The sequence below is a fragment of the Pseudomonas sp. ASL9 genome (genome assembly GCF_056680335.1).
This window is the reverse complement of the sequence record NZ_CM155277.1, coordinates 4,648,893-4,669,395: the sequence shown is the minus strand read 5'-3', so window position 1 is coordinate 4,669,395 and position 20,503 is coordinate 4,648,893. Positions and strand designations below refer to the sequence as shown.

Here is a 20,503-nt window from a genome sequence, read left to right as displayed (position 1 = left end):
TGTGCACCTTGTATCAATCATTGGCTAGCGTGGCCGGAGGATCGACCCAGTAGTTGGTGTGTCCACGGGAGTAACTCGGAATAACCGTGGCGTCACGCGTCGGCTCGTACATCAACGCGCCGGTATAGGTAATCAGTCGCGTGTCATCCACGGCACGCTGAGACACCGGCGTTCCGATATACCCGAGGTACCAGGCAGAGACGATTTTCTGCACCGTAGCTTTGAGCACCTCGTCTTGATAGAACGGGCTTTGCTGCAGCAGGCCGACATTCGCCAGTGGCTGTTGCTGAATCTTGCCCCACAAGGCTTTCATCTTCTCGGGGAACAGGCTGTCTTCCTGCGTACACATCGCCAGCACCCGCAATGACACATTCCGGTCCAGTGCCTGGCGTTCGGTCAGAAACAACGACAGCTGGTAGAACTGCTCCACATCACTGTTGGCCGCGGCGCTCACTTCCTGGGCCAACACTGAACCCACCCATAGCGGCGAACCCAGTGCGACGCCGACCACTGCGGCACCGGCGTAAAGTAATTTTCTGCGGGATATCACGCGTATCTCCTGGCCTGTCGATAACGTACACACTGTTTGAGGCACGGCATTAGGTCATCAGGCTCATCCATTGATTCGCTCTCGAAATCAACGGACAAACACCCAATCTAAATACGACGTATTTATATTAAAAAGTTGAAAGCACTGAATACCATAGGGTGTCGACAGCAGACAAACCGTCGCCCTAAAAAGTTCAGCTATCCGTGGAGATTAATCTTCAAACACCAAGTACCAGAAAATCGCAGTTTCCCGTGTTTCAGGATCGATGGCCCGATACAGCATGTGATCGATGCCACCCACCACAAAGCCGCAACGCTGGTAGAGTTTGCAGGCCGCCAGGTTATTGTTTTGAGTCTCGAGCATCAAACCCGGCAGGCAGCGCTTGCGCCCCCAGAACTGCGCAACCTCCAGCAGTGAACGGGCCACACCATTGCGGCGCGCCGAAGCGTCAACAGCCAGTTCATCGACATGGGCAAAGCCATTCCAGTGAGTACTGAGTACCACATGGCCCACAGCACGCTCGCCCAGCCAGGCCACCAACACCGTGCTGTCGGCTGCGTCCCGGTAATGGCAGAACTCCTGGGAGTCGATCCCGTAATTCTTGCAATAAGGCGCGACCGGTTCGATTTCCCAGCACTCGACGCGCTGGCCCACTTGCGCCAGTGCATAGCCGCTGACGGTGAAGGTGAATTCGCTGTTGAGGATGTAATCCTCGAAGCACTCATCCGCGACTCGAATGGAGAGTGCCGGGTTTGCCTGAGTCATAACACCACTGCGTTATCGGAGAATAGGTACTTACTGAGCCGTCTGCGCGTGTGCCTCTTGCAACTGCACCCACAATGCAGGCGCACCGGCCGATTTTGCGATCGCCGCCATGCGCACGTCATGCTCGGCCATTTCGCTGTCACTGGCACGAATAACCCGAGCCGGTGACCGACCCTCGGGTAAGCGGCGAATTTCACTGGCGGTGTTGCCCGAGCCTTCGCCAGAACCATTGCCGTCCGTCGCATTGCCCGCCAGAGACAGACTGGTCTGCCCACCGGTCATGGTCAGGTAAACGTCGGCGAGAATCTCGGCATCGAGCAGAGCACCGTGCAATTCACGGCCGGAGTTGTCGACCCCGTAACGCTTGCACAGTGCATCGAGGCTGTTGCGCTGGCCAGGGTGACGCTCTCGGGCCATCGCCAACGTGTCGAGGATGGTGCAATGCTGAGTAATATCAGCCTTGTCCCGCTGCCCCATCAAGGCGAATTCGTTATTGATGAAACCGACGTCGAACGCGGCATTGTGGATGATCAGCTGCGCGCCCTTGATGAACTCGAAAAACTCCTCCGAGACCTCATTGAAGCGCGGTTTGCCCACCAGAAACTCGTTGGTGATACCGTGGACGCCGATCGCGCCCTCATCGCTTTCGCGATCGGGTTGCAGGTACACGTGAAAATGCCGCCCGGTCAGACGGCGGCCGATCAACTCGACGCAACCGATCTCGATGACCCGGTGGCCATCAGTGACGGGCATACCGGTGGTTTCGGTATCGAGTACGACACTACGCATGTTTGATGCCTCTTACTTCATCCACGCCGCGATTGGCCAACTGGTCTGCACGCTCGTTGCCATGATGACCGGTGTGCCCACGTACCCACTTCCAGGTCACGGTATGGCGATTGACCTGTTCATCGAGCAACTGCCACAGATCGGCATTTTTCACTGGTTGCTTGGCGGCGGTTTTCCAGCCACGTTTCTTCCAGTTGACCAGCCATTCCTTCATGCCCTTCATGACATATTCGGAGTCGGTGACCACCAGCACTTCGCAGTGCCGCTTGAGTTCTTCAAGGCCACGAATGGCAGCGGTCAGCTCCATCCGGTTATTGGTGGTATTGGCTTCGCCACCCCACAGTTCTTTTTCGACACCCTTGCACACCAGCAAGGCGCCCCAGCCGCCGGGGCCAGGATTACCTTTACAGGCGCCGTCGGTGAAGATTTCGACGCTTTCGCTCATTGCAACCTTTTCCATCAAACCTTCCATCTGGCTTTCCACCGAACTTTCATCGACACACCTTCAGCCGGCGTGTCTTGCGTGACGCTTTACGGCTGCGGATTGCGCCGGTTGACCTTGGCCATCGGCAATGGCAGCAGTTTGCCCATGGGCTCGCGCCGCACCTGACGCACGGGACGCAGACCGACCACAATCTTGCGTGCGACCAATAAATAGAAGCCGCCGCCGGGGCTTTGCCAACCGTCGCCGAGGCGCTCCAGCCCGGCCAGTCGTGCTTGCCAGGCCGCGGAAGCAAGCGGCGGACGATAGCATCCGAAGCGTCGTTTCTCCAGCGCAAAGCCCAGCAGGTTCAACCAGTCAGCTACCCGCGACGGTGAAATGCAGCGAGCCTTGCGCAACGCATCATGGGCGAAAATATGCCGCAGCCCCCAAGCGCTCCACGGATTAATCCCGACAATCAGCAGATGTCCCCCGGGGCGCACGCTGCCGGCTGCTTCACGCAGCAAGCCGTGAGGCGACAGGCAGAAGTCCAACCCATGCTGCATGACCACAACGTCGGCGGCGTGCTCACTCAGGGGCCACGCCTGTTCTTCACAGACGATTTCCACACCGGGTAATGGTGCACCGAGACGAACGTTACGCTGGACCTGTTTGGCCGCCGGCGGCGTCTCGGCAGAGGGGCCGTAATGCACCAGATAGCCGCCGAAGAAGCGCCCCAGCTCATCGTCGAGCACGCGCCGTTCCTCATCCAGCAACAGTTGCCCCAGCGGTCCGGACAACCACGTGCGGGCCGAACTGATCAGCGCAAGCCATTCAGGATCAGCCTGGGCAAAAGCTTCATCGGTCATTTGTGTTCTCCATGAGGGCGCTCGCGTAGAACCGCTACAGACTCTAAGATGCACCATTGTTTCCAGCTTAGCGAACTGCGCCATGATACAGATCGATGCCCTGCCCGCTTTCACTGACAACTACATTTGGTTGTTACAAGACACTGCCAACCAACGCTGTGCGGTGGTCGATCCCGGCGATGCCACACCGGTTCTGGCCTGGCTGGAGCAGCACCCTGGCTGGAAGCTCAGTGACATCATGGTCACGCACCACCATGCCGATCATGTCGGCGGCGTCGAGCAGCTGAAAAAAGCCACCGGCGCTCGGGTACTGGGGCCTGCAGCCGAAAACATCCCGGCGCGAGACGTCGCCCTCAAGGACAACGACCCGATCAGCGTACTTGGCTTGAATTTTACCGTGTATGCCGTGCCCGGTCACACCCTGGGCCATATCGCCTTCTACCACGACGATCCGACAGCGCCGCTGCTGTTTTGCGGCGACACCCTGTTCGCGGCAGGTTGCGGCCGACTGTTCGAGGGCACGCCCGAACAAATGCACCAGTCATTGAGCCGTCTGGCAGCGCTGCCAGGCAGCACGTTGGTGTATTGCACCCATGAATACACCCTGAGCAATTTGCGCTTCGCCCAAGCGGTCGAACCGGGCAATGTCGACATCGCTGAACGCTTTGCCCAAGTCAGCCAATGGCGCAGTGAAAATCGAATCAGCCTGCCCTCCAATCTAGCGCTGGAACGACGCACCAACCCGTTCATTCGTACTCACGAAACATCCATTAAAGAAAAAATAGACGAACGGACGGGTACAGACAATCAGTCTCCAAGTGCTATTTTTGCTAGCTTACGAGCCTGGAAAGATAAGTTCTAAGGACTGGCGCGATCAGCATGAAAATTCTGAAAGGTTGACCGTTGGCGAGGTGGTTCCTAGAATCGCCCGACATTTTCGCCTGGAAATACCCCCCAGCCAATGTCGTCATCCATACGCAAAGCCATCAATTCAGACGCATTGACCCGGTTGGCCCAGGCTATCGCTGTGGCCCTGAGCGCCCTCCTGGCTGGCTGTCACACCACCAGCCAAATCGATCAAATCAGCAGCCATCGCGCGCCAAATCTCGCCGTTGGAATCAAGCAAAAACCGATGTTTCTCACTGACAAACCGACCCCGCTGGCGCCACAGGATGTCTGGGAACGGATGCGTCAGGGCTTCCAGTTGCAAGAAGGCAATGGCCAAAACCCACGTATCGATCAACAACGCCTGTGGTTTGCCAACAACCCATCCTTTCTGGAAAACGCTGGCCAACGTGGCAGCCTGTACATGCACTACATCGTAGAGCGCCTCGAAGAGCGCAACATGCCGCTGGAGCTGGCTTTGCTTCCGGTGATCGAAAGCGCCTACGACCCCATGGCGTACTCGCGCAGCGATGCCGTGGGCCTGTGGCAGTTCATTCCCTCTACCGGGCGTTACTTCAACCTTCGTCAGACCAGCTTCTACGACGGCCGACGCGACATTACCGCCTCGACCATCGCCGCCCTGGACTACCTGACGCGCCTGCACGACATGTTCAACGGTGACTGGCTATTGGCGCTGGCCGCCTATAACGCAGGCGAAGGCACCGTCAGCCGGGCCATCGAACGCAACCAGAAGCTTGGTCTGCCCACCGATTACTGGAACCTGCCATTACCGCAGGAAACCCAGGATTACGTGCCAAAATTCCTGGCGTTGTCGCAAGTGGTGCTCGCACCGGAAGCCTACGGCGTCAACCTCAACCCGATTGCCAACCAGCCCTATTTCCAGGTCGTTGAGCTCAACCAGCGTATGGACCTGTCAAAGGTCGCCGCCATGGCTAATATCGACGAAAACGAGTTATTCCAGCTCAACCCGGCCTTCAAGAAACGCATGACCATCGACGGGCCGCAGCATTTGCTGGTGCCGACAGCCAAGGCACAACTGCTGACCGCCAGCCTGTCGAATATGAAACCGCAGGAACTGGTGGACTGGCAGCAATACCGCGTGCGCTCTGGAGACACCCTGGTCAGCCTCGCCAGCCGCTACCAGGTGTCGGTCAGCTCGCTCAAGGATTCGAACAGACTGTCTGGTAACAGCCTGCACGTGGGTCAGGCCTTGAGCATTCCGACCCAGCCCGGCATGACCCCGGCACGACCGGTATTCGAGGAAATGGCCAGCCGCGACAAGCCCACGCGAAGCCGCAACTATCGGGTAAAAAAGGGCGATAACCTGATGACTATCGCCAAAGCCAACAAAGTCGAGGTCAAAGACCTGCAGCACTGGAACCAACTGTCCGGGCAAAACCTGAAAGTCGGGCAGACCCTGGTCATGCAGGACATGATCAGCGCCAAAGGGAAAAGCAAAGGCAAAGGCAGCGACAAGAAGTCGACCCAATACACGATTCGCAAGGGCGATTCGATGTACATGGTGGCCAAACGTTTCAACGTCGAAATGGAACACCTCCAGCGCTTGAACCCCCACAGCGGCCATGCTCTCAAACCAGGCCAGATCCTGACCGTGTACCAGGCCCCTTGAGATCGGCGGGTTCCCGCCCCGAAATAACTTCAGGGCAGGAAGCCGGAGTCGCCGCCCGGGGCAGCCTGGGAGGCGGTCTTTTTCCAACGGATACAAGCTGTTACTGTACCGCCCAAGAAGCCCAAGCCTCCTGGATCGGATCTCTGACTTGATACGTCCCCTCCTGCTATTACTTAGCCTGGTCTTGAGCTTTCCCGCAGGCGCAACCATCAGCGAAAGCTATGGCTACGCGCAGTTCGGTGTACTCAAGTACCCAGCCAGCTTTACCCATTTCGACTGGGTCAATCCCGAGGCGCCGAAAGGCGGCACCTTGCGGATCATGGCATTTGGCACTTTCGATACGCTCAACCCTTACACGCTCAAGGGCAGCAGCCCGATTTCGACGCCGAACTTCCTGCAATACGGGGTCAACGAGCTCAACGAACCCTTGATGGTCGGCACCGGCCAATACGACCCGTCAGGCGACGAACCGACCTCCAGCTACGGCCTGATCGCGCAAACCGTCGAGTACAGTGAAGACCGCAGCTGGGTGGTCTTCAACCTGCGCCCGCAGGCACGCTTCCACGATGGCAAACCCATCACCGCGTATGACGTGGCGTTCTCCTATCGGTTGCTGCTCAAGGAAGGACATCCGCAATACCGCACCGCCCTGCAGGAAGTGCAGCGAGTCGACATTCTTGGCCGCCATCGCATTCGCTTCGTCTTCAAACGTGCAGGCAATCCTTTGCTGATCCTGCGTTTGGGTGAGTTGCCGGTATTACCGCAACACTATTGGAAAAATCGCGATTTCAAGGCCACCACGTTCGAACCGCCCGTGGGCAGTGGTCCTTACCGGATCACCCACGTACAACCCGGCCGACGACTGGTGTTCGAGCGGGTCAAGGACTGGTGGGGCAAGGATCTTGCGGTGAACCGAGGCAAGTACAATTTCGATCGCGTAGAGGTCGAGTTCTACCGTGACAGCGATGTGGCGTTCGAAGCGTTCAAGGCCGGTGAGTTCGATATCTACATCGAGCACCAGGCCAAAAACTGGTCGAACGGCTACAACTTCCCCGCAGTCGCCCGGGGCGACGTGATCAAGGCGCAGATCCCGCACAAGATTCCGACCCAGACCCAAGGGTTGTTCATGAACACCCGGCGTGACACCTTTGCCAACGTCAAGGTGCGCGAGGCACTGGGCCTGATGTTCAATTTCGAGTGGACCAACCGTGCGCTATTCAGCGACGCCTACACCCGCTCGACGAGCTATTACCCCAACAGCGAATTCTCCGCCACCGGGCTGCCCTCAGGTCGCGAATGGCTGATGCTGTCGCCTTGGCGTGATCAACTGCCGCCGAGCCTGTTCACCCAGCCGTTCAATGTGCCAAAGACCGATGGCGGTGGCATTCCCCGAGAAACCCTGCGCAAGGCACTTGGCCTGTTTGCCGAAGCAGGCTGGACGTTGTCCGACCAGCGGTTGCTCAATCGCAACGGCCAGCCCCTGCGCTTCGAAATACTGCTGGTCAACCCCAATCTCGAGCGGATACTGCAGCCGTACGTCGAAGACCTTACTCGCCTCGGAATCGACGCCCGCTTGCGGACGGTGGATAGCGCCCAGTACAAACAGCGTCTGGACCAGTTCGATTTCGACATGATTTTGATGACCCTGAACCAGAGCCTCAGCCCCGGCCTCGAGCAGTGGCAGTACTTCCATTCAAGCCAGGCCGGCATCAAAGGCAGCAAAAATTACGCGGGTGTTTCCAGTCCGGTGGTCGACAACCTGCTTGATCAACTACTGGCGGCACAGTCAAGCGATGAACAACTCGCCGCAGCCCGGGCTCTAGACCGGGTGTTGCTCTGGCAGTACTACAGCATCCCCAACTGGTACCTCGATTACCATCGCCTGGCGTACCGCAACCGGTTCGCCCTGGTCACCACCCCACCCTATACCCTGGGTTTGCGTGCGTGGTGGCTCAAGCCTTCGGAGAAAACCCAATGATTGCTATGCGCTCCCTGCTGATGCGGGCCAGCGGCATGTTGCTGATGGGCGTGGCCTGCGTAGCCCTGGCCGCCCCCGAACACGCATTGACCCTGTACAACGAAGCGCCGAAATACCCTGCCAATTTCAAACATTTCGATTACGTCAATCCGGATGCCCCCAAGGGCGGCAGCTTTCGCGAGGCTGGCTTTGGTAGCTTCGACAGCCTCAATCCCTTTATCAACAAAGGCGTGCCGGCTCAAGACATTGGCATGATTTACGACACCCTCGCCCGACAGGGTCTGGACGAACCCTTCACTGAATACGGGCTGATTGCCGGCAAAATCGAAAAAGCACCGGACAATAGCTGGGTCCGTTTCTATTTGCGCCCCGAAGCCCACTTCCAGGACGGCCATCCCATCCGCGCCGAAGACGTGGTGTTCAGCTTCCAGACCCTGATCAAAAACGGCGCGCCGATGTATCGCGGCTACTACGCCGACGTTGATCAGGTAATCGCCGAAGATCCTCTGCGGGTACTGTTCAAGTTCAAGCACAACGACAACCGCGAATTGCCACTGATCCTCGGCCAATTGCCGGTCCTGCCCAAGCATTGGTGGGAACATCGTGACTTCGCCAAAGGCAATCTGGAAATCCCGTTGGGCAGCGGCCCGTACAAGGTGGCTGAGGTCAAAGCCGGCCGCTCGATTCGTTACGAGCGGGTCAAGGACTACTGGGGCAAGGACCTGCCAGTCAACCGTGGTTTTTACAACTTTGACACGATGTCCATCGACTACTACCGGGACAACACCGTCGCCCTCGAAGCGCTCAAGGCCGGGCAATTTGATTATTGGCTCGAAATCAGCGCCAAAAACTGGGCCACCGCGTACAACACCCCTGCTGTCACCGCCGGTCGGTTGATCAAAGACGAAATCCCCAACGGCAGCCCTACCGGGATGCAGGGTTTTGTCTTCAACCTGCGGCGCCCGATATTCCAGGACGTGCGAGTACGAGAAGCGCTGAACCTGCTGCTGGATTTCCAGTGGACCAACAAGCAGCTGTTCAACGGCGCCTACACACGGACCAAAAGCTACTTCGACAATTCAGACATGGCGTCCAGCGGCTTGCCGAGCAAAGAAGAACTGGCCGTACTCGAGCCGTTACGTGGAAAAATACCTGACCGGGTGTTTAGCGACGAATTCAAGTTGCCGGTCACCGATGGCAGCGGCATGATTCGGCCGCAACAGCGCAAAGCCTTTCAACTGCTGCAAGAGGCCGGCTGGCGCATCGTCGACGACAAGATGGTCGACGCCCAGGGCAAGCCCGTGCAGATCGAGTTCTTGCTGGCGCAGACCGAGTTCGAACGCGTCCTGCTGCCCTTCAAGCGCAATCTCAGCGACCTTGGCATCGACCTGGTGCTGCGCCGGGTCGACGTGTCGCAATACGTGAACCGTTTGCGCTCGCGTGACTTCGACATGATTGTCAGCGGCTTCCCGCAGTCCAGTTCGCCGGGCAACGAACAACGTGAATACTGGGACTCTTCCAGCGCAGACAAACCTGGCAGCCGCAATTTCATTGGCCTCAAAGACCCGGCCATCGACACCCTGGTCGACGGCATGATCAACGCCGACTCACGGCAAAGCCTGATCACCCACGCCCGTGCGCTGGACCGCGTGTTGCTCTGGGGCTACTACGTGATCCCCAACTGGCATATCAAGACCTGGCGCGTGGCATATTGGGACCACATCGACCACCCCAAGGTGACACCGCTGTACGACGTCGCCACCTCGACCTGGTGGGTAAAACCCGACGCCAAGCCGGTGACCCCTGCACAACCCCCTGAGCAAGCCGAGCCGGCGAGCGTGGAGCAATAAGATGCTGGCTTACATTTTTCGGCGCTTGCTGCTGATCATTCCGACGCTGTTCGGCATTTTGCTGATCAACTTCGTGATCATCCAGGCCGCGCCCGGCGGCCCTGTAGAACAGATGATCGCCAAGATCGAAGGCTTCGATGGCGCCACCAGCCGCATTGCCGGCGGTGGTGCGGAAGTGTCGGTGGCCGGTTCCAGTTATCGCGGCGCGCAAGGGCTTGATCCAGCCTTGGTAAAGGAGATCGAGCACCTGTATGGCTTCGACAAGTCCGCCCCCGAACGCCTGTGGATCATGATCAAGAACTACGCCACGCTGGATTTTGGCGACAGTTTTTTCCGCGATGCCAAAGTGATCGACCTGATTGTCGAAAAGATGCCGGTATCCATCTCACTGGGGCTGTGGAGCACCTTGATCATGTACCTGGTCTCGATCCCGCTGGGGATCGCCAAGGCAACACGACACGGTAGCCACTTCGACGTATGGACCAGCTCGGCGATCATCGTCGGTTACGCCATTCCCGCCTTCCTGTTTGCCATCCTGCTGATCGTGGTGTTCGCCGGCGGCAGTTATTTCGACTGGTTCCCCTTGCGCGGCCTGACCTCGAACAACTTCGCCGAGCTGAGCTGGAGCGGCAAAATCCTCGATTACTTCTGGCACCTGGCGCTGCCGGTCACCGCGTTGGTCATCGGCAACTTCGCGACCATGACCCTACTGACCAAAAACAGCTTTCTCGAAGAAATCGGCAAGCAGTACGTCATCACCGCCAAGGCCAAGGGCCTGACCCAGCATCGCGTGCTGTACAGTCACGTATTCCGTAACGCCATGCTGTTGGTGATCGCCGGTTTCCCCTCAGCGCTCATCGGTATTCTCTTCACCGGCTCACTGCTGGTGGAGGTGATCTTCTCCCTCGACGGCCTGGGCTTGATGAGTTTCGAGGCAGCCATCAACCGCGACTACCCGGTGGTGTTCGGCACCTTGTTTATTTTTACCCTGCTAGGGCTGGTGGTGAAATTGATCGGAGACATCACGTATACGCTGGTCGACCCGCGTATCGACTTCGAAAACAGGGAGCATTGATATGACCCTCTCCCCTCTCAATCGCCGCCGCTTCGAGCGTTTCAAGGCCAACAAGCGCGGCTGGTGGTCGCTGTGGCTGTTCCTGATATTGTTCGGCCTGAGCCTGGGCGCCGAATTGATTGCCAACGACAAGCCACTGGCCGTGCGCTATGACGGCGAGTGGTATTTCCCGGTGTTCAAGCGCTACCCCGAGACGGTCTTCGGCGGAGAGTTCCCGCTGGAGGCCAATTACAAAAGCCCCTACATCAAGGAGCTACTGGCAGCAAAGAATGGCTGGACCCTGTGGCCGCCGATTCCCTATAGCTATCAGAGCATCAATTACGACCTGAAAGTCCCGGCCCCTGGCCCGCCCTCGCGGGAGAATTACTTCGGCACCGACGATCAGGGCCGCGACGTATTGGCGCGGGTCATCTATGGTTTCCGCATCTCCGTGCTGTTTGCCCTGACGTTAACCGTATTCAGCTCAATCATCGGCGTCATCAGTGGGGCCCTACAGGGCTTTTATGGCGGCTGGGTGGATCTGTTGGGGCAGCGCTTCCTGGAGGTCTGGTCCGGGTTGCCGGTGTTGTACCTGCTGATCATCCTGGCCAGCTTCGTCCAACCTAATTTCTGGTGGCTACTGGGCATCATGCTGCTGTTTTCATGGATGAGCCTGGTGGACGTGGTACGCGCCGAGTTCCTGCGTGGGCGCAACCTGGAATACGTGCGCGCTGCGCGGGCACTGGGCATGCAGAACGGCGCGATCATGTTCCGCCATATCCTGCCCAACGCCATGGTTTCAACCATGACGTTCATGCCGTTCATTCTCACTGGCGCCATCGGCACCCTGACTGCGCTGGATTTCCTGGGCTTCGGCTTGCCTGCCGGTTCCCCGTCACTGGGCGAATTGGTGGCGCAGGGCAAATCCAACCTGCAGGCGCCCTGGCTCGGAATCAGCGCCTTCGCCGTGCTGGCCTTGATGCTCAGCCTTCTGGTGTTCATCGGCGAATCCGCCCGCGACGCTTTCGACCCGAGGAAATGAGATGAACAAGGACAATTTGATCGAAGTCCGCGATCTCGCCGTCGAGTTCGTTACCGGCAAACAGGTCAATCGCGTGGTCGAAGGCGTCAGCTTCGATATCCGCCGCGGCGAAACCCTGGCGCTGGTCGGTGAAAGCGGCTCTGGCAAGTCAGTCATCGCGCACTCGTTTCTGCGCCTGCTGCCCTACCCGCACGCGCGCCATCCCAGCGGAACCATCCGCTACGCCGGGCATGACCTGCTGACGCTGAGCGAGAAAAGGTTGCGCGCGATTCGTGGCAACCGGATCGCGATGGTCTTTCAAGAACCGATGACGTCGCTTAACCCGCTGCAGTCCATCGAGAAGCAGATCAACGAGGTGCTCGGCCTGCATAAGGGTTTGCAGGGCAAGGCGGCCACGCTGCGCACGCTGGAGCTGCTTGAGCTGGTAGGCATCACCGAGCCGCACAAACGACTCAAAGCCCTGCCACACGAGCTCTCAGGCGGCCAGCGACAGCGTGTCATGATCGCCATGGCCTTGGCCAATGAGCCTGAGCTGCTGATCGCCGACGAGCCAACCACCGCACTCGACGTGACGGTACAGGTGAAAATTCTTAAATTACTCAAAGAGTTGCAGGCCAAATTAGGCATGGCACTATTGCTGATCAGCCACGATCTGAACCTGGTTCGGAAAATTGCGCATCGGGTATGTGTCATGCAACAAGGTTGCATCGTCGAACAAGCGTCATGTGAAGAGCTGTTCCGTTCGCCTCAACATCCGTACACGCAAGAGTTGCTGGGTGCCGAGCCCAGTGGGGACCCGGTGGACACTGTTCCCGGCCCACCGCTGCTCGAAGTCGAAGACTTGCGGGTGTGGTTTCCGATCAAAAAAGGCCTGTTCAAACACACCGTCGATTATGTCAAAGCGGTCGATGGCATCACCTTCAGCCTGCCCCAAGGGCAGACCCTGGGGATTGTCGGTGAAAGCGGCTCAGGCAAATCGACGCTGGGTCTGGCGATTCTTCGCCTGATCGGTAGCAAGGGCGCCATACGGTTTCAAGACAAAACGCTAGACTGCCTGACGCAACAGCAAATTCGCCCATTGCGTCGGCAAATGCAGGTGGTATTTCAGGACCCTTTCGGCAGCCTGAGTCCACGCATGTGTGTAGGCGAAATCGTTGGTGAGGGCCTGCGCATTCATGGCATGGGCACAGCAGCCGAACAGGAGCTCGCCATCGTCGAAGCGCTTAAGGAGGTAGGTCTGGACCCGGCAACCCGGTACCGCTACCCCCATGAATTTTCCGGCGGGCAACGGCAGAGAATCGCCATTGCCCGGGCATTAGTGTTAAAACCGGCGCTGATTGTGCTGGACGAGCCCACATCGGCGCTCGACCGGACGGTTCAGCGCCAAGTGGTGGAGCTACTGCGTTCACTGCAAAAAAAGTACAACCTGACCTATTTGTTTATCAGCCACGACCTGGCGGTAGTCAAAGCGCTCAGCCACCAGTTGATGGTGGTCAAGCAGGGGCAAGTCGTTGAACAGGGTTCGGCGCGCAGCATTTTTGCCGCACCGCAACATCCCTATACACAGCAGCTACTGGAAGCCGCCTTTTTGGCGCCGGTAGCTGTCGATTAACCTGAAGAGGAACAACACATGGGTTTTCTCGCCGGTAAGCGCGTCCTGATCGTCGGTGTCGCTAGCAAACTGTCCATCGCATCCGGCATCGCTGCCGCCATGCATCGCGAGGGCGCAGAGCTCGCCTTCACGTATCAGAACGACAAACTCAAAGGGCGTGTCGAAGAGTTCGCCGCAGGCTGGGGCTCAGGTCCTGAACTGTGCTTCCCTTGCGACGTGGCCAGCGACGAAGAGATCGCCAAGGTCTTCGAAGAACTGGGCAAGAAGTGGGATGGCCTGGACGTGATCGTTCACTCAGTCGGCTTCGCCCCGGGCGACCAGCTTGACGGTGACTTCACCAACGCGACAACCCGCGAAGGTTTCCGCATCGCTCATGACATCAGCGCCTACAGCTTCGTCGCACTGGCCAAGGCCGGTCGCGAAATGATGAAAGGCCGCAATGGCAGCCTGCTGACCCTGTCTTACCTCGGTGCAGAACGCACCATGCCTAACTACAACGTGATGGGCATGGCCAAGGCCAGCCTGGAAGCCGGTGTACGTTATCTGGCAGGTAGCCTTGGCCCGGAAGGCACACGCGTGAACGCAGTATCGGCTGGCCCGATCCGCACCCTCGCCGCCTCCGGCATCAAGAACTTCCGCAAAATGCTCGCTGTCAACGAAGCGCAAACGCCGCTGCGTCGCAACGTGACCATTGATGAAGTCGGCAACGCCGGCGCGTTCCTGTGCTCAGACCTGGCGTCGGGCATCAGCGGCGAGATCATGTACGTCGACGGCGGTTTCAACACCACCGCGATGGGCAACCTCGAAGAGTAAAAACTCAACGCGCGGCACTCAAAAAGCCCGCTGCTCTCACGAACGGCGGGCTTTTTATTGAGTGCCTGTTGTGCAGGCCTTGTGGGAGATGTCGCCCCGTCTGCGACGCCGCGCTGTTGCGCAGCAAACTGGTTTTGATTTGCGTGGTGTGATCGGTGGCGGTGTGTCAGATAAGCCGCCTTCGCGAACAAGTTCGCTCCTACAGAGATTTTGATCTGCCTTTGGGATTTTGTGTGAATTGAGTATCGAATTATGGCAAGGCCCCTTTTCCAGAAGGCCGAGCGCAGGCGTTGCGCAGGGGGTAACGAGGCAGGACGCCGAGTTAGCCGCACGGGGCCAGGGACGGCCCCTTGCGGCGACCCCCGGAGCAACGCTGGAGCGAGGGCAGTCCTCGCTCCAGCGAGGACCCGTATGGAGGGGCAAGCCTTTTGGCGGGACCTTTTTGCGGTTCGGCGTCCCGACGTTTGTAAAAGGTTCCTCGCTGTAAGAGCGAAACCGTAATTTCAGCACACCCAAATGCCGGATATACACATCAAGACCAGCGCCAACACATTGTTTTTAAAAGATTAAAAAGCAGTTTGATAGGAGCGAACTTGTTCGCGAAGGCGGCTTATCTGACACACCATCACCGATCACGACACACAAAACGTAACCTAGCTTGCTGCGCAACAGCGCGGGAAGTCAAATGTGCTGCCAGGAAGTGTCAGTCGATTTCAGGACTAGACTGTGCAATTGACGTTACAGCGCATCACAAAGCTGTCGCTAAGCTGACAAAACCTGACAATCCTGGTGTAGAGCAAAGATTGCGATGGCAGACCGATGGCATTTGCAGTAATAGTTTCCTGTGAAGCCTGTGGTCAGGCTCGGATTTTTTGCATGCGGCATTTCACTTCCAGCCAGCGGAGACTGAAAAATGAAGCTGAATTATATCAAGGTTGTTTTTGTGGCCAGCACCTTATTGCTGGGCGCCTGCTCTGGCATGTCATCAGAGAGCTGTTTTTCCGAGGGGTGCAGTCAGCCTCAGGCGAACAACGCCAAGCTCAATGGCATGGGCTCTTCGATGCTGGGCAAAAGCTTTAGTGACTACAGTTCGAACCTGATGAAAGCTGATTAATAAGCTGATTAATAAGCTGTCTCGAAGCACCGACAGCCATCCCTCTAGATGGGCCCTGCCGGGCGAATCAAAAAAAAGGCCGCTCATTGAGCGGCCTTCTTTTTTTCGCGGGATCAGACGTCAGTAACGGTTGATCTTCGCTTTGCTTTCCAACTGCGCACGGTAAGCAGCGAAATCCTGCTGGCCGGCACGCGAGGCGAGGAAGCGACGGTACTGGGCTTTCTCATCAGCTGTCGGCGCTGCGGCCTCGTTGACACCATTAAGGCGCACTACCACGAAGCTGCCATCGACCAAGGTCAGGCTGGTGTAGGTCGGCTTGTCCTTACCTTCAGGCTTGGGCATGCGGAACAAGGCTTGCAGAACCGCCGGATCGACGCCTTCCTGACTGCGGGTGACCGCTTCCAGGACTTTCCAGCTTTGACCGTTCTGCTTCGCAGCAAAAGCAATCTTGCCATCACGCAGGCCTGCAACCAGTTCAGTACCTTTGGCCTTGACCGCTTCGGTAGCGTGATTTTTGATCAACTGCGCACGAATGCTGCTGGCAACGCTTTCAAGGGGCAACTGCTCTGGCTGACGGTGTTCCTTCATCCGTACGACCACGACCGTTTCCGGATCAAGTTCAAGCGGCGCACTGTTGGAGCCTTCTTCAAGCACTTCAGGGCTGAATGCCGCCTGGATCACTGCACGGTTGGACGTCAGGCCTTCACCGCCTTCACGACCGAACGGTGCAGTGGTCTGCACTTTCAGCTTCAGCTCTTGAGCAGGCTGTACCAGATCGGACGCTTCGAACGCCGAATCTTCAAGCTGCTTGGTCGCATCAACGAAACGCTGCTCGACCTGCTGACTTTTCAACTCGTGGGTCAACTTGCCTTTCAAACTGGCGAAGCTCGGCACCGACGGTGCTTCAACGCCCAACAGTTTGATCAAGTGCCAACCGTAGTCGCTGCGTACCGGGGTCGAAACCTGGTCTTTCTTCAGCTCATACAGCGCCTTTTCGAAAGCCGGATCGTAGACGCCCTGACCTGCATAACCCAGGTCGCCGCCTTTGCTGGCAGACCCCGGATCCTGGGAAAACTCCTTGGCCAACGCCGCGAAATCTTCACCCTTGGCCAGACGCTGTTGAATTTCTTCAATCTTCGCCTTGGCCTGAGCGTCGTTCAGCTTGTCATTCACTTCGATCAGAATGTGCGCAGCACGACGCTGCTCGGCAAGGTTGCCGATTTCTTTCTGATAAGCCGCCTGCAAATCGGCGTCCTTGACTTCAACCTGATCAAAGAAAGAAGACTTCTTCAATTCGATATAGTCCAGTACGACCTGCTCCGGGCTCATGAACTCTTTGGCGTGTTCGTCGTAATGCGCCTTGACTTCATCATCGGTCACTTTCACGGCCGCAGTGTCGGCTTTGAATGTCAGCGTGGCAAAATCGCGAGTCTGTTTTTCCAGACGTGCGAACGCATCAACCTGAGCATCGGTCACAAAAGCGCTGCCCGCCAAACCGGCGCGCAACTGGCCGATCAGCATTTCCTGAGCCATCATCTGGCGGAATTGCAAACGGCTGAAGCCCAACTGACGGATAACCTGATCAAAACGGTCAGCACTGAATTTGCCGTCTACCTGAAACTCAGGTGTCTGCAAAATCTGTTGATCCAGAGCTGCTTCGGAGAAAGCGAATTTCGAATCAGCTGCGCCTTGCAGCAACAACTTACGATCAACCAACCCTTTCAAGGCTGAGTCGTGAAGCATTTTTTCATCCAGCAGCGCAGGATCGAAATCCTTGCCCAACTGCTGCACAAGCTGACGGCGTTGCATATCGACCGCCTGACTCAGCTCGTTTGTCGTGATTTCTTCACCATTGACCTTGGCAGCATCCTGACTCGTGCTGGTGGCCCTGAAAATGGCATCAAAACCGGTCAAGGCCATCAATGCCACGATGACCCCAATGATCGTTTTGGCGATCCAGCCTTGGGATTTATCCCTGATATTCTGCAGCATGCGTCCCCCAGGAACGGTTGTACTGATTAACCAACCGCGAAGCGTGGGTGGAATCCGTATAGAAGAAAGGCGCATCCGAGGATGCGCCTTCTCGTAACTGGCGGAGCGGACGGGACTCGAACCCGCGACCCCCGGCGTGACAGGCCGGTATTCTAACCGACTGAACTACCGCTCCGCTGCCAGGACAGAAATGACGCTGTCCTGAATAGGCAAAGGCTTGAAAGAAACTTAGTTAACAGCTTCTTTCAATGCTTTACCGGCTTTGAAACCTGGTTTTTTGGCTGCTGCGATTTCCAGCGTCTTACCCGTCTGAGGGTTGCGACCGATACGAGCAGGACGATCTGTCACGGAGAAAGTACCAAAACCTACCAGTACCACAGAATCCCCAGCCTTCAGAGCGCCAGTGACGGATTCGATTACTGCGTCCAGCGCACGGCCAGCAGCAGCTTTCGGGATATCAGCAGATGCAGCGATAGCATCAATCAGTTCCGACTTGTTCACTCTAAGTCCCCTTACTATCTATTGAGTATGTTTCTAAGTTTTTTGGTGTAGCCAAAACGAGCGCTGAATGGCCTGCAGACGCTTTAAGAGCCGCTTTATAACAAGGGCTCTAAAAAGCTGTCAAGGAAGGCCACTCAGACTAATGCGTGCTAATTCTCTCCTTAGAGTCAGACTCGCGCTTTTCGTCCTTCGCAATCATCTCCGGGGCCACATCTGGCAAGGGCTCCGGCGCGTATTGCAGCGCAATTTGCAGGACCTCGTCAATCCATTTAACCGGTTTGATCTGCAGATCCTTTTTGATATTGTCCGGAATCTCTTTCAAGTCCCGTACGTTTTCTTCAGGAATGATCACCGTTTTGATTCCGCCACGGTGCGCCGCAAGCAGTTTTTCCTTCAAACCACCGATGGCCAAAACCTGCCCCCGCAGGGTGATTTCACCGGTCATTGCCACGTCGGCGCGGACAGGAATCTGTGTCAACGCTGAAACAAGGGCCGTGCACATGCCTACGCCAGCGCTAGGGCCGTCTTTAGGGGTGGCACCTTCTGGCATGTGGATATGGACGTCACGCTTCTCATGGAAGTCCAGAGGGATCCCCAGGCTTTTCGCGCGACTGCGCACAACGGTCAAGGCCGCAGTGATCGATTCGACCATCACATCACCCAACGAACCGGTCTTGATCAACTGACCTTTGCCAGGCACCACGGCCGCTTCGATGGTCAACAATTCGCCGCCCACCGATGTCCACGCCAAGCCAGTCACTTGACCGATTTGATCCTGTTGCTCGGCCAAACCGTAGCGGAATTTACGTACACCCAGGAAATGCTCAAGCATTTCTGCGGTAACGCTGATCGCGAAGCGTTTTTCCAGCGCGTGTTCCTTGACCGCCTTGCGGCAGATTTTGGCGATTTGCCGCTCCAGGCTACGCACGCCAGCTTCACGGGTGTAGTAGCGAACGATGTCGCGAATCGCTTCCTCTTCAAACTCCACTTCGCCTTTCTTCAAGCCGTTGGCCTGAATCTGTTTTGGCGACAGGTATTTGACCGCGATGTTGATTTTTTCGTCTTCGGTATAGCCAGGCAGACGGATGACTTCCATCCGGTCCAGCAACGCCGCAGGGATGTTCATGGAGTTTGCGGTACACAGGAACATTACGTCGGAAAGGTCGTAGTCGACTTCCAGGTAATGGTCGTTGAAATTGTGGTTCTGCTCCGGGTCGAGCACTTCAAGCAATGCCGAGGCTGGATCGCCGCGCATATCACTGCCCATCTTGTCGATTTCATCAAGCAGGAACAGCGGGTTGCGAACACCCACCTTTGTCATCTTTTGTATCAATCTACCTGGCATCGAACCGATGTAAGTGCGGCGATGACCACGGATTTCCGCTTCATCACGCACACCACCGAGGGCCATACGCACGAATTTACGGTTAGTCGCATGAGCAATCGACTCTGCGAGGGACGTTTTACCGACACCCGGCGGACCTACCAGACACAACACCGGACCGCGAATTTTTTTCACGCGTTTTTGCACGGCGAGGTATTCGAGGATGCGTTCTTTGACTTCATCCAGACCATAGTGGTCGGCATCAAGAATGTCTTCAGCGCGAGCCAGGTCAAGACGCACCTTGCTCTGAGCCTTCCACGGCACCTGCACCAGCCAGTCGATATAGGAGCGCACCACGGTGGCCTCAGCCGACATTGGCGACATTTGCTTGAGCTTGTTCAGCTCCGCCAACGCTTTGGTCAAGGCATCCTTGGGCAAACCTGCAGCATCGATACGCTTTTTCAGCTCTTCGATTTCATTGTGGCTTTCGTCACTGTCGCCCAGCTCTTTCTGAATGGCCTTCATCTGCTCATTCAGGTAGTACTCGCGCTGGCTGCGCTCCATCTGTTTTTTGACGCGGCCGCGGATGCGTTTCTCGACCTGCAGCAGGTCAATTTCAGCATCCAGCAACGCCAACACGTGCTCTACCCGCGCAGACAGATCAACGATTTCGAGGATCTCCTGCTTCTGCTCGATCTTGAGCGCCATGTGCGCAGCCATGGTGTCGACCAGGCGGCCCGGCTCATCGATGCTGTTGAGTGAAGACAGGACTTCAGCCGGGACTTTTTTACCCAACTGCACATATTGTTCGAACTGAGCCAGCAAGCTGCGCACGAACACTTCGGATTCACGGTCGGGGGCATCCACCTCGTCGATCAAGGCCACTTCAGCGCGACAATGACCATCGACCTCGATGAAGCGCTCGACAGCGCCACGCTGCTCACCTTCGACCAGCACCTTGACGGTGCCGTCAGGCAGTTTAAGCAGCTGCAATACGGTTGCAACGGTGCCGACCCGATAGAGAGCGTCTTCACCTGGATCGTCGTCTGCAGGATTCCTTTGCGCGAGCAAAAGAATCTGCTTGTCGCCAGTCATCGCAGCCTCAAGGGCTTCGATAGATTTCTCGCGCCCCACAAACAGCGGGATAACCATGTGCGGATAAACCACAACATCACGCAATGGCAAAAGAGGCAATTCGATGGTGGTCTTCATGATTTCGCCTCTACGACGGCCATTCGGCCGTGGACAGTGGAAGTAAGCTTGAGGTCAAGATGGGGGTAGCGTCTTAAAAAA

17 protein-coding genes and 1 tRNA gene are annotated in these 20,503 nt (G+C 57.1%); 9 read left to right on the top strand and 9 right to left on the bottom strand.

The features are described from left to right. Positions 1 to 13: 13 nt before the first annotated feature. The 5 genes from AC1ME2_RS21560 to AC1ME2_RS21540 all read right to left on the bottom strand — a co-directional run bounded on the left by AC1ME2_RS21560 (position 14) and on the right by AC1ME2_RS21540 (position 3,394). Positions 14 to 550, bottom strand: a complete 537-nt coding sequence (locus AC1ME2_RS21560) for a sugar dehydrogenase complex small subunit (protein ID WP_480436628.1) — start codon at positions 548 to 550, stop codon at positions 14 to 16. 210 nt (positions 551 to 760) lie between these two features. Next, positions 761 to 1,315, bottom strand: coding sequence for a GNAT family N-acetyltransferase (locus tag AC1ME2_RS21555; RefSeq protein ID WP_480436625.1), 555 nt, complete (start codon positions 1,313 to 1,315; stop codon positions 761 to 763). 30 nt (positions 1,316 to 1,345) lie between these two features. Beyond that, complete coding sequence (gene dnaQ / locus AC1ME2_RS21550; protein ID WP_480436623.1) at positions 1,346 to 2,104, bottom strand: DNA polymerase III subunit epsilon; 759 nt, start codon at positions 2,102 to 2,104, stop codon at positions 1,346 to 1,348. After that, positions 2,097 to 2,549 carry a ribonuclease HI gene (gene rnhA, locus AC1ME2_RS21545; RefSeq protein WP_480442264.1) on the bottom strand — a complete coding sequence of 151 codons (453 nt, stop codon included), beginning with the start codon at positions 2,547 to 2,549 and terminating at the stop codon, positions 2,097 to 2,099. The genes dnaQ and rnhA overlap by 8 nt, the downstream gene beginning before the upstream one ends. Before the next feature lie 86 nt (positions 2,550 to 2,635). After that, positions 2,636 to 3,394, bottom strand: a complete 759-nt coding sequence (locus tag AC1ME2_RS21540; protein ID WP_480436621.1) for a class I SAM-dependent methyltransferase — start codon at positions 3,392 to 3,394, stop codon at positions 2,636 to 2,638. Between the two features lie 82 nt (positions 3,395 to 3,476). Between AC1ME2_RS21540 and gloB the strand changes: the two genes are divergently transcribed. The 9 genes from gloB (at position 3,477) to AC1ME2_RS21495 (ending at position 15,393) form a co-directional block, all read left to right on the top strand. Next, the gene (gene gloB, locus AC1ME2_RS21535) at positions 3,477 to 4,256 is read left to right on the top strand and encodes a hydroxyacylglutathione hydrolase (RefSeq protein WP_480436620.1); all 780 of its coding nucleotides are present in this window, start codon (positions 3,477 to 3,479) and stop codon (positions 4,254 to 4,256) included. Between the two features lie 99 nt (positions 4,257 to 4,355). Then, positions 4,356 to 5,930 carry a LysM peptidoglycan-binding domain-containing protein gene (locus AC1ME2_RS21530; RefSeq protein ID WP_480436618.1) on the top strand — a complete coding sequence of 525 codons (1,575 nt, stop codon included), beginning with the start codon at positions 4,356 to 4,358 and terminating at the stop codon, positions 5,928 to 5,930. 148 nt (positions 5,931 to 6,078) lie between these two features. Further along, a complete protein-coding gene (locus AC1ME2_RS21525) occupies positions 6,079 to 7,908 on the top strand; it encodes an extracellular solute-binding protein (protein WP_480436617.1) in 1,830 nt (609 codons plus the stop codon). Further along, a complete protein-coding gene (locus tag AC1ME2_RS21520) occupies positions 7,905 to 9,758 on the top strand; it encodes an extracellular solute-binding protein (RefSeq protein WP_480436616.1) in 1,854 nt (617 codons plus the stop codon). Before AC1ME2_RS21525 ends, AC1ME2_RS21520 begins: the two co-directional genes overlap by 4 nt. Position 9,759: 1 nt before the next feature. Further along, positions 9,760 to 10,833: a microcin C ABC transporter permease YejB gene (locus AC1ME2_RS21515; RefSeq protein WP_480436614.1), complete on the top strand. Its 1,074-nt coding sequence runs from the start codon at positions 9,760 to 9,762 to the stop codon at positions 10,831 to 10,833. A 1-nt stretch (position 10,834) separates the two neighbouring features. Beyond that, entirely contained in the window at positions 10,835 to 11,854 is a 1,020-nt protein-coding gene (locus AC1ME2_RS21510) for an ABC transporter permease (RefSeq protein ID WP_480436612.1), read from the top strand. 1 nt (position 11,855) lies between these two features. Next, positions 11,856 to 13,466, top strand: a complete 1,611-nt coding sequence (locus tag AC1ME2_RS21505; protein WP_480436609.1) for an ABC transporter ATP-binding protein — start codon at positions 11,856 to 11,858, stop codon at positions 13,464 to 13,466. An 18-nt stretch (positions 13,467 to 13,484) separates the two neighbouring features. Further along, complete coding sequence (gene fabI, locus AC1ME2_RS21500; protein ID WP_480436607.1) at positions 13,485 to 14,279, top strand: enoyl-ACP reductase FabI; 795 nt, start codon at positions 13,485 to 13,487, stop codon at positions 14,277 to 14,279. A 913-nt stretch (positions 14,280 to 15,192) separates the two neighbouring features. Beyond that, positions 15,193 to 15,393 carry a hypothetical protein gene (locus AC1ME2_RS21495; RefSeq protein ID WP_480436605.1) on the top strand — a complete coding sequence of 67 codons (201 nt, stop codon included), beginning with the start codon at positions 15,193 to 15,195 and terminating at the stop codon, positions 15,391 to 15,393. Between the two features lie 120 nt (positions 15,394 to 15,513). Here the strand turns inward: AC1ME2_RS21495 and AC1ME2_RS21490 are convergent, their stop codons facing one another. The 4 genes from AC1ME2_RS21490 to lon form a co-directional block, all read right to left on the bottom strand. After that, positions 15,514 to 17,385, bottom strand: coding sequence for a SurA N-terminal domain-containing protein (locus AC1ME2_RS21490; RefSeq protein ID WP_480436602.1), 1,872 nt, complete (start codon positions 17,383 to 17,385; stop codon positions 15,514 to 15,516). 98 nt (positions 17,386 to 17,483) lie between these two features. Next, a tRNA-Asp gene (locus AC1ME2_RS21485) sits at positions 17,484 to 17,560 on the bottom strand. Positions 17,561 to 17,613: 53 nt separating this feature from the next. After that, complete coding sequence (locus AC1ME2_RS21480) at positions 17,614 to 17,886, bottom strand: HU family DNA-binding protein (RefSeq protein ID WP_002552737.1); 273 nt, start codon at positions 17,884 to 17,886, stop codon at positions 17,614 to 17,616. 139 nt (positions 17,887 to 18,025) lie between these two features. Further along, positions 18,026 to 20,422: an endopeptidase La gene (gene lon / locus AC1ME2_RS21475; protein WP_480436600.1), complete on the bottom strand. Its 2,397-nt coding sequence runs from the start codon at positions 20,420 to 20,422 to the stop codon at positions 18,026 to 18,028. Positions 20,423 to 20,503 lie beyond the last annotated feature (81 nt).

Bases quoted from the DNA above. Each gene is read 5' to 3' on its own strand.
- AC1ME2_RS21555 (WP_480436625.1), bottom strand. From the start codon at position 1,315: ATGACTCAGGCAAACCCGGCACTCTCCATTCGAGTCGCGGATGAGTGC.
- dnaQ (WP_480436623.1), bottom strand. From the start codon at position 2,104: ATGCGTAGTGTCGTACTCGATACCGAAACCACCGGTATGCCCGTCACT.
- rnhA (WP_480442264.1), bottom strand. From the start codon at position 2,549: ATGAGCGAAAGCGTCGAAATCTTCACCGACGGCGCCTGTAAAGGTAAT.
- AC1ME2_RS21540 (WP_480436621.1), bottom strand. From the start codon at position 3,394: ATGACCGATGAAGCTTTTGCCCAGGCTGATCCTGAATGGCTTGCGCTG.
- gloB (WP_480436620.1), top strand. From the start codon at position 3,477: ATGATACAGATCGATGCCCTGCCCGCTTTCACTGACAACTACATTTGG.
- AC1ME2_RS21530 (WP_480436618.1), top strand. From the start codon at position 4,356: ATGTCGTCATCCATACGCAAAGCCATCAATTCAGACGCATTGACCCGG.
- AC1ME2_RS21520 (WP_480436616.1), top strand. From the start codon at position 7,905: ATGATTGCTATGCGCTCCCTGCTGATGCGGGCCAGCGGCATGTTGCTG.
- AC1ME2_RS21515 (WP_480436614.1), top strand. From the start codon at position 9,760: ATGCTGGCTTACATTTTTCGGCGCTTGCTGCTGATCATTCCGACGCTG.
- AC1ME2_RS21510 (WP_480436612.1), top strand. From the start codon at position 10,835: ATGACCCTCTCCCCTCTCAATCGCCGCCGCTTCGAGCGTTTCAAGGCC.
- AC1ME2_RS21505 (WP_480436609.1), top strand. From the start codon at position 11,856: ATGAACAAGGACAATTTGATCGAAGTCCGCGATCTCGCCGTCGAGTTC.
- fabI (WP_480436607.1), top strand. From the start codon at position 13,485: ATGGGTTTTCTCGCCGGTAAGCGCGTCCTGATCGTCGGTGTCGCTAGC.
- AC1ME2_RS21495 (WP_480436605.1), top strand. From the start codon at position 15,193: ATGAAGCTGAATTATATCAAGGTTGTTTTTGTGGCCAGCACCTTATTG.
- AC1ME2_RS21490 (WP_480436602.1), bottom strand. From the start codon at position 17,385: ATGCTGCAGAATATCAGGGATAAATCCCAAGGCTGGATCGCCAAAACG.
- lon (WP_480436600.1), bottom strand. From the start codon at position 20,422: ATGAAGACCACCATCGAATTGCCTCTTTTGCCATTGCGTGATGTTGTG.